Below are 15,275 nucleotides of genomic sequence, written 5' to 3'. Positions count from 1 at the left end.
GCGCTTGTCAGGCCGGAGCGGGGATGCTGAAGTGCCGTCCCTGAATGCGTAGCGTGGGAGGCGGGGCCGATGGACAAGATTCTCGAAGCCGCAAAGGCGATCGCGCTGGCGCGGCGGAACCATGCGCCGCTCGCGGTGCTTGAGCGTCCCCCCGCCGATGAAGACGAAGGCTATCAGGTCCAGTGCGCCCTGCACGATCTCCTGCTGCCCCATCTCGGGCCGCTCGTCGGCTACAAGATCGGCTGTACCAGCCAGGTGATGCAGGATTACATCGGCATCCCGCATCCCTGCGGCGGCGGCGTGTTCCAGAAGGGCGTGCATCAGAGCGGAGCCAAGCTCGCCGCCTCGAATTATGTCCGCGTCGGCGTCGAATGCGAGATCGCGGTGCGGCTGAAGCGCGACCTTGCCGCCGGCGAGGCGCCGTTCACGGCCGAATGGGTCGGCGAGGCGGTTGAGGCCTACCATCCCGCGATCGAGATCGTGGACGATCGCTACGTGAAGTGGGAGACGATGGGCGCGCCAACGCTGATCGCCGACGATTTCTTCGCCGCCGGCTGCGTGCTGGGACCCCTGGTTCCGCGCTCGTCCGTGCCGGATCTGAAGGTCGTGAAGGGCCGCGCCATCGTCAACGGCGAGGAGGTCGGCCACGGCACCGGCGCCGACGTGCTCGGCCACCCCCACAACGCGCTCGCCTGGCTCGCCAACCATCTGGCCGCCGAGGGCAAGGGCCTGCATGCGGGGCAGCTGGTCCTCACCGGTAGCCTGGTCAAGACGCTCTGGCTGAAGGCCGGCGACAAGGTGCGGATGGAGCTGGACGGGCTGGGAGTGGTGGAGGCGAAATTTACGTGAGGGCGTACGGCGCTTCGGCGCCTGCCGACATTGCGAGGAGCTCGCGACAAAATTGCATAGCAATTTTGCGCTGATGCAACGAAGCAATCCAGAATCTGGATTGCTTCATTGCGCTCGCAATGACGGAGGTTGGGGCAACCGCGTCTGTACCGAGCCTGCTACGGCCGCGCGATCATCGACTGCAAAATACATGCGGCCCGCGCCAGGGGAGCTAGCGAGGGCCGCGTAGTACATCGTCGTTCGCGCCTAGGTTCGCGAACACGATGTGGGAGCTCGGGAGAGAATTAGAAGGGCAGCAGCACGTCCATGACCTGCTGGCCGTAGCGTGGCTGTTGCACGTCCATGATCTGGCCGCGGCCGCCATAGGCGATGCGTGCTTGGGCGATCTTGGAGGAGTCGATGGTATTGTCGCTCTGGATGTCTTCGGGGCGGACGATGCCTGCAACTATGAGCTCGCGGATCTCGTAGTTGACGCGGATCTCCTGCTTCCCTTCGACCACGAGGTTGCCGTTCGGCAGCACCTGAGTCACGACGGCAGCGACGTTGGTCTGCAAAGCTTCCTGCCGATTGACCGAGCCTTTGCCGTCGCTGGAGGAGGTCGAGTCTGTGGTGAGAAGGCGACCGGGCAGGACCTTGAGCGGCTGCGTGATCGTCTGGCTGCCGATAAAATCCGAAATGCCCGAATCTTCCGAGGCGGTGCGGCTGCGCTGGGTCTCGTTGGAGAGGTTGGCCTTGTCGGTGATGTTCACGGTCACGGTCAGGAGGTCGCCGACCTGGCGGGCGCGCTGGTCCTTGAAGAAGGCGCGGCTGCCGTTGCGCCACAGCGAGTTCGGATTGTAGGAGGCGACTTCCGGCTTCGGCATCGGCATCTGCACCGGCTTGTAGCCGGGCTGCGTCGTCGGATTGTCGATCGCCGACAGCTTCGGTTGCTCGCCGATCTGCGACAGGCGGTCGATCGAGGAGCATCCGCTCGCCAGCGCGCAAGTTGCAAGCAGCAGGGCAGAGATCGCGATGCGACGAAGACGGAAAGCCGAACTGAACGTGGACATGACTTACTCTGACTTGGCTGGAGCTTGCGAGACGCGAACTTGCGGGATCTGGGCTTGTGCGACGTGGGCGCCAGACGCCGGCGCCTGGATCAGGCTCTGCGCCAGGGCCGCGGCCGCCGGCACCTCGTCACGCTTGAGCGAGGAGGTCTGCTCGACCGCAGGCGCCATCGGCGCGGACTGGCTGGCTCCCTGGATCGTCACCTGGCCGCGGCCGGTGACGATTCCGGTCAACGTGCGCTTGGAATGCAGATTGATCACGCTGACGGTGTCGCCCTCGGCGCCGCTCTCGATCGCCTTGCCGCGCGTGGTGAGGTAGACGCCGGGCACCTGGTAGATGATGGTGACGGCCTGATCGCGCACCACGAAGTCGGGCTTGACGATGTCGGCGACGCGGATCGGCATGCCCGCCCGCATCGGCCGGCGCAGCTGCATGCCGAGAGTGCGATCACGCGAGGCGGGCTCGCCGGAGACCTCGGCCTTGGGCCGGCGCTCCAGCGAGACGTCGGAGGCTTTCAGGAGCTCGGTGCGGTCGATGTCGCGCGTCAGCACGGCCACTTCCACCGTCTCGATCGCGGTTCCGGTGAAGCGGAGCTTGGTCGGCGTCGGGCTGTTGTCGTTGTTGATCTCGAAGGTGACGTCGAACCGGCCGCCGCGGGCGTCATAGCGGGTTGCGACCGGCTGCAGCGCGCCGGTGTTGGAGGCATCCAGCCGCATGTCGGCGATGCCGCGATCGAACGTGACCGTGATGTTGGCGGCGTCCCCCAGGCCGAAGCGGCGCTCGAGCGCGGAGGCGACCGCGGTTTCGAGGTCCTTGCTCGCGAGTGTGCGGGCGAGGCGGGTGACCTGGACCTCCTTGATGTCGCCGGTCATCACGCCGATCACTTGTTTCGCGCGCAGCACCGACAGCACCTGTCCGACCGTCAACGTGCCGGTGGTGCCGAGATCAGGCGAGCGGTAGACCGGGATCAGTGCGGCCGATCCGGCGTTGTCGATGAGGTCGCCGACCCGCACCACGTCCGAGCTCACGGCAACGCTCGCGCGCAGCGTCGGCGTTGCGATGACATCGTCGGCCGCCGCGGCCGGCAGCGCCAGCGCGAGCAGAGCGGAGATGGTGGCGAGGGTGGTCCGGATCATCGTCATCACTCAGCGGAACAGGGCCGTGGTCGATTGCATCATCTGATCGGCGGCGCTGATCACCTTGGCGTTCATCTCGTAGGCGCGCTGGGCCGCGATCAGGTCGCTCATCTCCGAGACGACGTCGACATTGGCCTGCTCGAGGCTGCCTTGCGTGATCTTGCCGTAACCTTCGGCGGTCGCCGTGCCGTCCTGGGGCGGGCCGGACGAGGGCGTCTCGGTGAACTGATTGCTGCCGACGGGCTGGAGGCCGGCCTTGTTGATGAAGCGGGTCAGGCCGATCTGGCCGAGAATGGTCGAGGTCGAGGAGCCCGGCAGCGTCACCGAGACCTGGCCCTGCTCGTTGACGGCAAGGCCGGACGCGTTGTTCGGGACGGTGATCGTCGGCTGCACCGGGTTGCCCTGCGCGGTGACGACGCGGCCCTGATTGTCCATCTGGAAGGTGCCGTCGCGCGTGTACTGATATGTCCCGTCGGGCATCAGGATCTTGAAGAAGCCGTCGCCCGAGACGGCGAGGTCGAGATCGTTTCCGGTCTGCGACAGCGTTCCTTGCGTCATGCTGCGCGGCGTGCCGACGGTCTTGACGCCGCCGCCGATGTCGACGCCGACGGGCACGATGGTGCCCTGGTCGGAGGCCTGCGCGCCGACGCGGCGGACGTGCTCGTAGATCAGGTCCTGGAACGCCGCGGTCTGCTTCTTGAAGCCGGTGGTGCGCAGGTTCGCGATGTTGTTGGAGATCACCTGAACGTTGAGTTCCTGTGCCGCCATTCCGGTCGCTGCGGTGTGAAGCGCCTGCATGTCAGTTCTCCTTCAATCAGGCCGGAACGTCGGCGAGCTTCTCGATCGCCGATTTGTGGAGGTCGCTCTGCTGCTGGAGCAGGCTGGCGATGGAGGCGTAGCTGCGCATGACTTCGACCATGCGGGTCATCTCGCCGACCGCATTGACGTTCGACTTCTCGACATAGCCCTGACGCACGGTGGACTTGGTGTCGGCCTGCTGGGCGGCGGAGCCGATGTCGTAGAGGTTGGCGCCGAGCTTGGTCAGCCTGGTCGCATCGTCGAACGATACCATGCGGATCTTGCCGCGGATCGAGTCGGTCCTTGCCGTGCCCTCGAGCACCGTGACGGTGCCGTCGGGGGCGATGTTGATGTCGTGATCGGTCGGCTGGAAGGTGATCGGGCCACCGGTGCCGAGCACGAGGGCACCGTCGGAGGTGACGAGCTGGCCGGTGCTGTTGAGCGAGAACTTGCCGTCGCGGGTGTAGCGCTCGCCGCCGGCGGCCTGCACAGCGAAATAGGCGTTGCCGTCGATCGCCACGTCGAGCGGGTTGTTGGTCGGCTCCATCGGACCCTGGCCGATGTCGCGGAAGGTGCCGCGGTCCTGCACATAGGAGACGCGCCGGTCCGCGCCGCTGAAATTGTCTTCGCGCGCATTCGTGTTGAGGTACTCCTCGAACATCGAATGGTCGGCCTTGAAGCCGTTGGTATTCGCATTGGCGACGTTGTTGGCGATGACATCCATCTGCCGTTCCAACGTCATCTGCCGTGACAAGCCGATCAGAAGCGCGTTCTGCATCGGAAATCTCCCCTGAGTGGGATCTGCCACCTCGCTCTCCCAAGCGCCTTGGCGGATCCCGTGAACGAGACCGTCTGGTTCTCCCAAACCGTCGGGTCTCGGCCCTTTCTCAGCGAAAGCCGTGCCAACTCAAAAAATACCGTAATTTCAATGGTTTGAATAATCTGGAGGGGTGCGGGAAGGCGGCAGAAAGGTTCTGTTAGCCATGTTTGCCCGGCAGATTTTTCCTAGCGGAGGCCCAATCGAAAGGTTCCGTTAACCATTATTACCGTAGCGTTTGCCATGAAGAGGAGCGCATTGCGCCGGGGCATTTGTATCGCGTCTTTGTCTGAGGCTTCGCTCTTTCGACCCCTTTGAGAGATCCGGGCGCGGCGATTATGGCAGAGAATGAAGCAGAAGGCGGCGCAGCCGCCGAAGGCGCGGAAGCCGCTCCGCCGAAGAACAAGCTCAAGCTCATCATCATCGCCGTCGGCGTGCTGGCCATTCTCGGCGGCGGTGCCGCGACCTGGTTCTTCGTCTTCCGTCACGGCCACGACGAGCACCACGCCGAGGTGGCGCCGCCCCCGAAGCCGCCGGCCTTCGTCGACGTCCCCGACCTGATGGTCAACCTCGCGGGCTCACCGGGCGAGCGCGTGCAATATCTGCGGCTGAAGATCGTGCTGGAACTGAAGGAAGAGAAGCAGATCGAGGCGATCAAGCCGACGATGCCGCGTGTCACCGACATCTTCCAGACCTATGTGCGCGAGCTGCGCCCCTCCGACCTCAACGGCTCCGCCGGCATCTTCCGCCTCAAGGAGGAGCTGACCAAGCGCGTCAACGCGGCGGTCGCTCCGGTCCATGTCAGCGCGGTGCTGTTCAAGGAAGTCGTGGTGCAGTGAGGGGAATGGGCTAGCGCCATGGCCGGCAACGAGCAGATGGACCAGGATGCGATTGCCGCCCAATGGGAGGCGTCGCTCGATTCCGAGGATCCCGCGGAGGCCGCGAAGGCCGCCGCCGAGAACGAACTGTCCGAGACCATGGCCCTGCAATGGGCGGCCATGGTCGAGGACGGCAGCCGCGATCTCGGCAGCGGCAAGAATTCCGGCGAGCGGGTGCTGTCGCAGGAGGAGATCGACAATCTCCTCGGCTTCACCGTCGGCGACGTCACGCTCGACGACCATTCCGGCATTCGCGCGATCATCGATTCGGCGATGGTCTCCTACGAGCGTCTGCCGATGCTCGAAATCGTCTTCGACCGCCTGGTGCGGCTCCTGACGACCTCGTTGCGCAATTTCACCTCCGACAACGTCGAAGTCTCGCTCGATCGCATCACCTCGGTGCGCTTCGGCGACTACATGAACTCGATCCCACTGCCGGCCGTGCTCTCGGTGTTCAAGGCCGAGGAGTGGGAAAACTTCGGCATGGCAACGGTCGATTCCAACCTGATCTACTCGATGATCGACGTGCTGCTCGGCGGCCGCCGCGGCACCAGCCAGCTCCGCATCGAGGGCCGGCCCTACACCACTATCGAGACGGAACTGGTCAAGCGGCTGGTCGAGGTGGTGCTGGCCGACGCCGAGCAGGCGTTCCGGCCGCTCTCTCCGGTGACTTTCACGATCGACCGGCTCGAGACCAATCCGCGTTTCGCCGCGATCAGCCGTCCGGCCAACGCCGCGATCCTGGTGCGCCTGCGCATCGACATGGAGGACCGCGGCGGCAACATCGAGCTGCTGCTGCCCTATGCGACCATCGAACCGATCAGGGGCGTCCTGCTCCAGATGTTCATGGGCGAAAAGTTCGGCCGCGACCCGATCTGGGAGGGCCATTTCGCCACCGAGATCGTGCAGGCCGAGATCGCCGTCGACGCCGTGCTCTACGAGGCCGACATTCCGCTCAAGCAGCTGATGCGGCTCAAGGTCGGCGACACGCTGCCGCTGGACATGCGCGCCGATGCCAACGTGACCGTGCGCTGCGGCGACGTCTTGCTCACCGAGGGACGGATGGGCCGGGTCGGCGACCGCGTCGCGATCCGCGTGACGAAACCCTTGCGCAAGCCAAGTACGACACTTGCGATGTTCGAAAAGGTCGACGAGCAGAACAAGATGATGGAGGCCCCATGAACCACTCTCTGGGAATGGCGATCGAGTCGCTGGTGGCTATCCTGCTGATGCTGACGATCGTCTACTGCGTCATGCTCAACAAGCGCCTGAGGCGACTCAAGGCGGACGAGCATTCGCTGAAGGCGGTCATCGGCGAGCTGATCACCGCGACCGAGATCGCCGAGCGCGCGATCGGCGGTCTGAAGCTCGCCGTGCGCGACGTCAACGAGAACCTCGGCAGCCAGCTTGCGGCGGCGACCCAGATGTCCGACCAGCTCTACAAGCAGCTCGGCGAGGCCGACAACGTGGTGCGGCGCCTGTCCAAGATCGCGATCGCCGCGCGCCCCGTCGCGAATCCGGAAATGGTTGCCGCCCCCGCGGCCCAGCCCTCCACCGCGAAGGCGGTGGCGGCTGCGGCCGAAGCCTTCGAGCGCCGACGGTCCAACGGTCTTGCCGCATGAAGTCGGGGATATGAAGTCGTTTCGTAACATCCGCGTCATTCCGGTCGTCCTGGTGGCCGTCGCAGGCCTCGCCACGCTCAAGGTGGCGGGGCTCGCGATCAATGGCGGCTACGTGTTCGACTACAAGCAGAACCAGGCCAAGAAATCCTGGGCGCAGGAGAATCTGAACTTCCCGACCGGACGGGAAGACCCCGATATCACGGGATCGACCCATGGCGCGCCGAAGGAGGCGCCGAAGCCGGCTGCGCCCGAGACCAAGATGGAGGGTGGCACCGTCGTCAAGATCGACGAAACCCAGCCGCAGGTCTCGGCCGCCGAGCGCGCGATCCTCGAGCGGTTGCAGGCGCGCCGCCAGGAGATCGAGGCCCGCCAGCGCGAGATCGACATCCGCGAGAGCCTGTTGAAATCGGCCGAGAAGCGCATCGAGAACAAGGTCGAGGAGATGAAGGCGGTGGAAACCCGCATCACCGCGACGCAGGCCGAGCAGAAGGCCGCCGAAGCCCAGCGCATGAAGGGCCTCGTCACGATGTATGAAGGCATGAAGCCGAAGGATGCCGCGCGGGTGTTCGACCGGCTCGAGATGGGCGTGCTGATCGAGATCGCCTCGGCCATCGCGCCGCGGAAGATGTCGGACATCCTGGGGCTGATGTCGCCCGAGGCCGCCGAGAAGCTGACGGTCGAGATGGCCCGCCGGGCCAATGGTGGCGGAGATCAGTCCGCCTCGGCCGGCGAGCTGCCCAAGATCGACGGCAGGCCGACGCAAAAGCCGAATTGAGGGCTCATACTTAAGAAGTCCTTAATTGGCAAAACCCTAAAATCGATGGCAGGGCCGGCAGCAGTGCCGGCATGCACCGCCGAACCGGAAGAAATGCCGCCAATGGCGCGAGAGGCTGCCGCTGGATTTGTGTCGCGAGCCCGCGCCTTTGCGCAGGGGTTACAGCGTCATGTCCGCAAGGCGCCGCTGCTGGCGGCCTGCCTGGTGATCGGCTTCGCCGCGCCTGCCCGGGCGGCCGATCCCGTCAGGGGCGAGGCGACTTTCTCCGCCGGCGGCGGCTTTGCCCGACTCGTGATCAAGCTCGGCGAGGACGTTCCCTCCGAGGTGACGACGGCCGGCTCCATTCTCGTCATCCGTTTCGACCGGCCCGTCGACGTTCCCGTTGATCGCGTTCCCGAAGGCGCGCCCGACTACGTCAACTCCGCCCGGCGCGATCCCGACGGCGGCGCCATCCGCCTGTCGCTGGCGCGGCGCGTCACCGTCAACACCATGAATGCGGGCGAGCGCACCTTCATCGACCTCCTGCCGGAGGGATGGAAGGGGGCGCCGCCGAGCCTGCCGATGGACGTCGTCAAGGAATTGGCCGAACGCGCACGCGTGGCCGAACGGGCGTTGCGCGCCCAGCGCGCCGCAGCCGAGGCCAAAAAGCGTCCGCAAATCCGCGTGCGCGCCTCGGTGCAGCCGACCTTCGTGCGTTTCGTATTCGAGATGCCCGACGGGGTCGGCGTCTCCTCCGTGCTCAATGAGCAGAAGCTCACGCTCGCCTTCAACGCCAACCTCAATTTCGATCTGGCCGACGCGGTCGTCGCGGCGCCGCCGAACGTCGTCTCGATCAAGCAGAAGGCCGAGATCGACCAGACCAGCGTCGAGATCGCCCTGATCGGCGATTCCGACGTGCACTCCTTCCGCGACGACAAGAACTATGTCGTCGACATTGCCTTCCAGCCGGAGAGGGGCAAGACCGCCGCAACGCCCGAGGCGGCGATCGCGCAGCTCAAGCCCGCAGGTCAAGGACCTGTGCCGCTGCCCGCGCCTGAAAAACCAAAGGAAGCCCAGCGCGAGATCGCGCCGCCGACATCCGAGACGATCGCGCGCGAGGCCAAGATCGACGTCAAGCCGGGCGCGAAGCCGGAAACGCCGGCCGTGATGCCGGCGGCCGAAGCACCGAAGCCAGCGCCGGCTCCCGCCACTGAAGCCGCGCCGGCCGCAGAAGGGCCCAAGGAGGCGCTCAAGGACGCTCCAAAGCCAGCGCCAGCCGTCGCCGAAATTGCGCCAGCCAAGCCCGCAATCGCCGAGGCGCCCAAGGAATTGGTCAAGGAGCCGGTCAAGGAAACCGCCAAAGCCGCGCCCGCCGAGGTGCCGGCCGCGCCGCAGCCTGCGATTGCCAGCGTCGATGCGCGCCGGGACAGCGACGGCCTGCGTGTCACGTTTCCAATTCAGGTCGCGACCCCTGCGGCGGCGTTCCGCCGCGGCGACACGGTCTGGCTGGTGTTCGACACGCCGAAGCCGGTCGACGTCGAGGCGATCCGCAGCAGGGGCGGCGCGATGATCGGCGAGGTCGGTCGCGTGCCGCTCGACAAGGGGCAGGCGGTTCGCATCCGTCTCACCCGTCCGCTGGTCTATTCGCTGACGAGCGAGGAGGTCGGCAAGGAGACCAACTGGCTGCTGACGCTCGCCGACAAGATCCAGGCGACGCCGCTGCCGCTGATGATGTCGCGCAACATCACCGATCCTGCCCTTGCCAACATCGCAATTCCCTTCGCCAATCCGGGCCTGCTGCACAAGCTCACCGATCCCGATGCCGGCGACACGCTCTATGTCGTTACCGGGCAGCGGCCGGTGCGTGGCTTCATCAAGCGGCAGGATCTCGTCGATCTCTCGCTGCTGGAATCCGCGCACGGCATCGCGATCCGGCCGAACTCCGACGAGATCGGCGTCGAGGTCGGCGCCGACAAGGTCATTCTCGGCAAGAAGGGCGGTCTGACACTGTCACCGGTCGACATCTCGGCCGAGCGCGCCCCGACCGCGGTGCGCCCGGTCTTCAGCCCCGAAGGCTGGCGAAAGGGTCAGTCGGAAAACTTCATGGCGCGTCAGAGCGATCTGATCGCGGCGATCTCGGCCGTCGAACCCGCGCTGCGTTCGCTGCCGCGGCTCGACCTCGCGCAGTTCTACATGTCGCGCGCCATGTATCACGAGGCCAAGGCCGTCACCGAATTGATGCTGAGCGATCCCCTCAACAAGGAGGAGAGCGGCGCGCTGATCATGCATGCGATCGCGAGCATCCTGATCGGCCGTCCGGCGCAGGGACTGAAGGACCTCGCCAATCCCGTGATCGGCAACAGCCACGATTCCCAGCTCTGGAAGGCGCTGGCCTATGCGCGCCAGGGCAAATGGGCCGATGCGCGCGAGAAATTCAAGAACGTCGAGTTCGCCATCGCTTCGCTGCCGCTCGACATCCAGCGCATCGTGACGATGGATGCGATGCGGGCGTCCCTCGAGGTGAAGGACTATGCCGGCGCCTCGAAGCGGCGCGGCGAGCTCGAGGTGGTGGGCGTCTCGCCCGAGGCCGCGCCCGGCTTTGCCGTGCTGCGTGGCCGGCTCGCCGAGGCGCTCGGTCACGACAAGGATGCGCTCGACGACTACAAGCTCGCGGTCGCCTCGAGCGACCGGCCAGCGGCGGCTGAGGCCAAGCAGCTCGAGGTCGCGCTGCGTCAGAAGCGCGACGAGATCGGCAAGGACGAGGCGCTGCACGAGCTCGAGACGCTCTCGATGACCTGGCGCGGCGACGCGATCGAGGTCAGGACGCTGCAGATGCTGTCGCGGCTATATGCCGAGAACGGACGCTACCGGGACGCGCTGACGGCCGCGCGCACCGCGACGAAACTCCAGCCGAACGCGGAAGCCTCGCGCCAGGCGCAGGATCTCGCCTCCGAACTGTTCACGCAGATCTTCCTGGGGCCGAAGGGTGACGAGCTGCCGCCGGTCGAGGCACTCGGGATGTTCTACGAATTCCGCGAGCTGACGCCGATCGGCCGCCGCGGCGACGAGCTGATCCGCCGTCTCGCCGATCGTCTCGCCTCGATCGACCTGCTGGACCAGGCTGCCGAGCTGCTGCAATATCAGGTCGATCATCGCCTCGAAGGCGCCGCCCGTGCCCAGGTCGCCGCGCGCCTTGCCATGATCTATCTCGCCAACCGCAGACCCGACATGGCGATCACCGCGCTGCGCGCGAGCCGTATCAGCGACCTCTCCGGGGAGCTCAGGCAGCAGCGCTTGCTCCTGGAAGCGCGGGCGCAGAGCGACGTCGGCCGTCACGATCTCGCGCTCGACATCGTCTCCAACGTCTCCGGGCGCGAGGTGCTGCGCCTGCGCTCCGACATCTTCTGGGCGGCGCGGCGCTGGCGCGAATCCGCCGAGCAGATCGAGCTCTATTACGGCGAGCGCTTCCGCGACTTCAAGCCGCTCAACGCGGTCGAGAAGAGCGACATCATCCGCGCGGCCGTAGGCTACGCACTCGCCGACGATTCGATCGGCCTGTCACGCTTCCGCGAGAAATACGCGCCGCTGATGAGCGAGAGCGCCGACCGTCTCGCCTTCGACATCGCGAGCAAGCCGGCCGCAGCCTCCAGCGCCGAGTTCGCGGAGATCGCCAAGCTGGCTGCCAGCGTCGATACGCTCGACGGCTTCCTGCGCGAGATGAAGCAGCGCTTCCCCGACGCCACCGCGCGCGCGCCGGCCGCGCCGCAGGCGAAGGACGAGTCCGACCACACCGGCTCGCTACCGACGATTCCCGTCGTGCGTCAGATCAAGATGACGCGGTAGGGCGTCGGTGCCGCGAGAGGCGCGGCTCGTGCTCCGGCGAGCGAAGCGACTTGTCCGCCGAAGCCTTGGCGAAGGCGGAAGCAATCCAGAATCTCTCCGCGGCGGCAGTCTGGATTGCTTCGTCGCAAGAGCTCCTTGCAATGACGGGGAGGGGCTGGAGGCGATCGCCGGGAGCGGAGAGGATGCATCGCTGACGCTGTCCTCGAGTCCGCCTCACCCCCCGTAGCTCTGCACCAGGCTGCCCGCCACCAGCGACCAGCCGTCGACCAGCACGAAGAAGATCAGCTTGAACGGCAGCGAGATCGTTGCCGGAGGCAGCATCATCATGCCCATCGACATCAGCACCGAGGCGACGACGAGGTCGATGATGAGGAAGGGGAGAAACAGCAGGAAGCCGATTTCGAAGGCGCGCTTCAGCTCGGAGATCATGAAGGCGGGAACGAGGATGCGAAGTGCGAGCTCGTCGGGCGTGGCCGGCGGCGGCTCACCGGAGAGATCCAGGAACAGCTTGAGGTCCTTCTCGCGCACGTTCTTCTGCATGAAGCCGCGCAAGGGCACCGAGGCGCGCTGAAGTGCGTCCTCGACGCCGATCTGGTTGGCGACGAGGGGGCGGATGCCCTCGTCATAGGATTTTTGCAGGACCGGGCCCATCACGAAGAAGGTGAGGAACATCGCAAGCGCAATGATCACCGAGTTCGGCGGAGCGGTCGCCGTTCCCAATGCCGTGCGCAGCAGCGACAGCACAACCACGATGCGCGTGAACGACGTCATCATGATCAGGATCGACGGCGCGATCGACAGCACCGTGAGCAGGGCGATGAGCTGGATGGCGCGCTCGGTGACGCCGCCGCCGCCCGGACCGCCGCCGAGATTGATGCTGATGTCCTGCGCATGCGCAAGGCCCGCGAACGAAGCCGCGCCGATCAGGACAGAAGTGAAAAGAACTCTACGCGGGAGGGCCGGCAATCTCACGAAGATGGCTTCGGACGGCCGAGCAGGGAGGCCATCTCGTCTTCAAGGTTTTCAAAGCTGGTCTTTTCCGCGGCCGGCTTTGCGGGCGGGGCCGGTGGTGCCGGCGGCTCGCTGCGTGCCGCGCGCGGAGGCGCGGCCGGCGACTCCGGTGCAACAGGAGGCGCGACCGTTTCACCGGCCGGGCGGCGCAGGGCAGCCTCTAACCGCTGGGCCATTTCGGCGAGATTCTGCTCGGCGCTCGACGGGATGGCGGCCGGGGCCGGCGGTGAAACAGGCGGAGCCTGCGGAATGGGGGGAGGCGGCGGCGCTGCTGCGCGCTCGGCCCGCACCGGCGGCACCTTGACGGGATCGCTGTTGCGCGGCGGACGCGGCATCAGCGGCGGCTCGCTGCGGCCAATGCGCGGCGGCAGGGGCTCGGGCCGCGGTTCGCGCTCGGGCCGGGGCTCGGGCGGAAAGCCTGGCAAAGGCGACTCGGTGCGGCGTTCGGCCAGCGCCGGCGCAGGCCGGCGCACCTCGTCGGCGAAGGAGGGACGGGCGGGCCGCGGTGGCGGTTCGGGCATTTGCGGCTCGGGATGATCGAGCAGCTCGGGCCGCGGCGCTTCGTCTGCCCAGCCACCTGCATCGGGCATGGGGGCAAGGCGCGGTGGCTCGGCGGCGTTGGAACGCTGCGGGAGCTGGTCGCGGCCGGACGCGGCGCGAACGATATTGGGCTCGACGACGATGTCGGTGGGGCCGCCGATCATCAGGAGATGCTCGACATTGTCGCGCCGGACCAGCACCAGGCGCCGCCGGCCGTCGACCGCGGCCGCATCGATCACGGCGAGCCGGGGCATCCTGCCACGCTGGGTGTTGGCGCCCAGGCGGCTGTTGGAGAATCGGCGAACCAGCCATGCAGCGACGCCGATCAACGCCAGGACGACGATGAACGCGACGATGAAGGTGATAGGGCTGCCTTGCATACTTGTCCCCGACAAATGGCGCTTTTCTCGTGCCCATGGTCAGATGCGCCGACCACCGGCGGACGATGCCCCAAACTGCGATCTCTTAATGTCCCACGGCAAGTTTTGCCGTCCCCAACTCTTAATAACCCATGAATCGCCCGATCCAAAACGACTTCTTGCCCTGAGCATGGGCCGCCAAGCGGTTGGGTTAATGCTGCTTTTGGATGCGTAGAATCACGGGGGGCATGCTTTCGTGTCCCGTCGGGGGACACGTGCCCGTCTTATCTTAACCACCCGTTAACCATACACGCGGCAAATTCTGCCTAGCTTCGGACCTCACAGTCCGCAAGGGGCGGAAGGAGCCGCAACGATGTCCATCAACGACCTCCCGCTGCTGTCGGCGCTTCGGACCAAGATGCAGTGGCACCAGGAGCGCCAGCGCGTCCTGTCCGAGAACGTCTCCAACTCCGATACCCCCAAATTCCGGCCGCGCGACCTGGTCGAGCCCAAGCTCGACAATTCCGGCGCCGTCACGGGCTCGATGGGGCCCCTGGCGCTCACCCGCACCAGCGGTTCCCACATGACGCCGTCAGGCGCTGCCTCCGCATTCGACCAGAACAAGAACGTGGGTTTCGAAACCCGCCCCGCGGGCAACGCGGTCGTTCTCGAAGAGGAGATGATGAAGGCGGCCAACAACCAGATGGACTACGCGGCGGCGACCTCGCTCTATTCGAAGAGCCTGCATCTGCTCAAGACCGCGATCGGGAAGGCCTAGAGCATGATCCGGAAAAGGCGACCAGACCAATCGCAACCAGGAGAGTTAGAGGAGGCGGCTCATGGCGAATGACAGCAGCGACTTTACCCGCTCGATGGCGATCGCGACCTCCGGCCTGCGTGCGCAGGCCGGGCGCATGCGGGTGATCTCGGAGAACATCGCGAACGCGGATTCGACCTCGCAGACGGCCGGCGGCGATCCTTACCGCCGCAAGGTGCCGACCTTTTCGTCCGCGCTCGACCGCACGCTCGACGCGCAGGTCGTCACCCTCGGCAGGATCAAGCCCGACGAGTCCGCCTTCCGCGTCAGATTTGAGCCGAACAATCCGGCCGCGGATGCGAGCGGCAACGTCAAATATCCCAACGTGAACTCGGTGGTCGAGATGACCGACATGCGCGACGCTCAGCGGTCCTACGAGGCCAATCTCAACATCATCAGTGCGACGCGCCGGATGATCCAGCGCACGCTGGACATCCTCAAGAGCTGAACAGGACATTTGAGCCATGGCATCACCGACAATCGCCGCCAATGCTTACGCCAACCTCGCCCGCGTGCTGGAGAACAGCGGCGCCGCCAAGGGTAGCGAGCCGAACGGGCAATCCTTCGCTGCTCTGCTGAAAGACGCCGTCGGCAGCGTCATGGAGTCCGGCCGCAAGTCCGACGCGCAGGCGGTGGCGATGGCCTCCGGCAAGGCCAACGTGATGGACGTCGTGACGGCGGTCGCCGACACCGACGTCGCTGTGTCGACGCTGGTCTCGGTCCGCGACCGGGTCATCGCGGCCTATGAAGACATCATGAAGATGCCGATCTGATAGGTGCTGTCATTCCGGGGCGCGCGCAGCG

At 66.0% G+C, this 15,275-nt stretch carries 15 protein-coding genes; 9 read left to right on the top strand and 6 right to left on the bottom strand.

The window, feature by feature from the left end:
- The first annotated feature begins 69 nt into the window (after positions 1-69).
- On the top strand, positions 70-849 hold the full coding sequence (locus HAP40_RS25845) for a 2-keto-4-pentenoate hydratase (protein ID WP_166815090.1): 780 nt from the start codon (positions 70-72) through the stop codon (positions 847-849).
- A gap of 284 nt (positions 850-1,133) precedes the next feature.
- Here HAP40_RS25845 and flgH read toward each other — a convergent pair whose 3' ends face one another.
- The 4 genes from flgH to flgF are packed head-to-tail and all read right to left on the bottom strand — an operon-like array spanning position 1,134 to position 4,608.
- Positions 1,134-1,898, bottom strand: a complete 765-nt coding sequence (gene flgH / locus HAP40_RS25840) for a flagellar basal body L-ring protein FlgH (RefSeq protein ID WP_166815091.1) — start codon at positions 1,896-1,898, stop codon at positions 1,134-1,136.
- Positions 1,899-1,901: 3 nt separating this feature from the next.
- Positions 1,902-3,032: a flagellar basal body P-ring formation chaperone FlgA gene (flgA, locus tag HAP40_RS25835; RefSeq protein ID WP_166815092.1), complete on the bottom strand. Its 1,131-nt coding sequence runs from the start codon at positions 3,030-3,032 to the stop codon at positions 1,902-1,904.
- 9 nt (positions 3,033-3,041) lie between these two features.
- Complete coding sequence (gene flgG, locus HAP40_RS25830; protein WP_166815093.1) at positions 3,042-3,830, bottom strand: flagellar basal-body rod protein FlgG; 789 nt, start codon at positions 3,828-3,830, stop codon at positions 3,042-3,044.
- Positions 3,831-3,846: 16 nt separating this feature from the next.
- Complete coding sequence (gene flgF / locus HAP40_RS25825; protein WP_166815094.1) at positions 3,847-4,608, bottom strand: flagellar basal-body rod protein FlgF; 762 nt, start codon at positions 4,606-4,608, stop codon at positions 3,847-3,849.
- 377 nt (positions 4,609-4,985) lie between these two features.
- On the opposite strand from flgF, the gene fliL reads away from it, so the two are divergent.
- The 5 genes from fliL (at position 4,986) to HAP40_RS25800 (ending at position 11,744) form a co-directional block, all read left to right on the top strand.
- The gene (gene fliL, locus HAP40_RS25820; RefSeq protein WP_166815095.1) at positions 4,986-5,486 is read left to right on the top strand and encodes a flagellar basal body-associated protein FliL; all 501 of its coding nucleotides are present in this window, start codon (positions 4,986-4,988) and stop codon (positions 5,484-5,486) included.
- Between the two features lie 18 nt (positions 5,487-5,504).
- A complete protein-coding gene (gene fliM / locus HAP40_RS25815; RefSeq protein ID WP_166815096.1) occupies positions 5,505-6,707 on the top strand; it encodes a flagellar motor switch protein FliM in 1,203 nt (400 codons plus the stop codon).
- Entirely contained in the window at positions 6,704-7,147 is a 444-nt protein-coding gene (locus tag HAP40_RS25810) for a DUF6468 domain-containing protein (RefSeq protein WP_166815097.1), read from the top strand. The genes fliM and HAP40_RS25810 overlap by 4 nt, the downstream gene beginning before the upstream one ends.
- Before the next feature lie 10 nt (positions 7,148-7,157).
- Positions 7,158-7,922 carry a MotE family protein gene (locus tag HAP40_RS25805; protein ID WP_166815098.1) on the top strand — a complete coding sequence of 255 codons (765 nt, stop codon included), beginning with the start codon at positions 7,158-7,160 and terminating at the stop codon, positions 7,920-7,922.
- A gap of 102 nt (positions 7,923-8,024) precedes the next feature.
- Positions 8,025-11,744 carry a tetratricopeptide repeat protein gene (locus tag HAP40_RS25800; protein ID WP_166815099.1) on the top strand — a complete coding sequence of 1,240 codons (3,720 nt, stop codon included), beginning with the start codon at positions 8,025-8,027 and terminating at the stop codon, positions 11,742-11,744.
- Between the two features lie 213 nt (positions 11,745-11,957).
- On the opposite strand, the gene fliP is transcribed toward HAP40_RS25800, so the two are convergent.
- Together fliP and HAP40_RS25790 are read right to left on the bottom strand one after the other, a co-directional pair.
- Positions 11,958-12,716: a flagellar type III secretion system pore protein FliP gene (gene fliP, locus HAP40_RS25795; RefSeq protein WP_166815100.1), complete on the bottom strand. Its 759-nt coding sequence runs from the start codon at positions 12,714-12,716 to the stop codon at positions 11,958-11,960.
- Positions 12,713-13,675, bottom strand: a complete 963-nt coding sequence (locus HAP40_RS25790) for a flagellar biosynthetic protein FliO (protein WP_166815101.1) — start codon at positions 13,673-13,675, stop codon at positions 12,713-12,715. Before HAP40_RS25790 ends, fliP begins: the two co-directional genes overlap by 4 nt.
- A gap of 352 nt (positions 13,676-14,027) precedes the next feature.
- Here HAP40_RS25790 and flgB point away from each other — a divergent pair, with 352 nt between their 5' ends.
- The 3 genes from flgB to fliE all read left to right on the top strand — a co-directional run bounded on the left by flgB (position 14,028) and on the right by fliE (position 15,244).
- Positions 14,028-14,432: a flagellar basal body rod protein FlgB gene (gene flgB, locus HAP40_RS25785; protein ID WP_166815102.1), complete on the top strand. Its 405-nt coding sequence runs from the start codon at positions 14,028-14,030 to the stop codon at positions 14,430-14,432.
- Positions 14,433-14,493: 61 nt separating this feature from the next.
- Entirely contained in the window at positions 14,494-14,919 is a 426-nt protein-coding gene (gene flgC / locus HAP40_RS25780; RefSeq protein ID WP_166815103.1) for a flagellar basal body rod protein FlgC, read from the top strand.
- A gap of 16 nt (positions 14,920-14,935) precedes the next feature.
- Positions 14,936-15,244 carry a flagellar hook-basal body complex protein FliE gene (gene fliE, locus HAP40_RS25775; RefSeq protein ID WP_166815104.1) on the top strand — a complete coding sequence of 103 codons (309 nt, stop codon included), beginning with the start codon at positions 14,936-14,938 and terminating at the stop codon, positions 15,242-15,244.
- The last annotated feature ends 31 nt before the right edge of the window (positions 15,245-15,275 follow it).

Origin of the sequence: Bradyrhizobium sp. 1(2017) (assembly GCF_011602485.2) — a bacterium.
In the GTDB taxonomy this organism is placed as follows: domain Bacteria; phylum Pseudomonadota; class Alphaproteobacteria; order Rhizobiales; family Xanthobacteraceae; genus Bradyrhizobium.
This window is presented reverse-complemented; position numbering and strand designations above follow the sequence as displayed.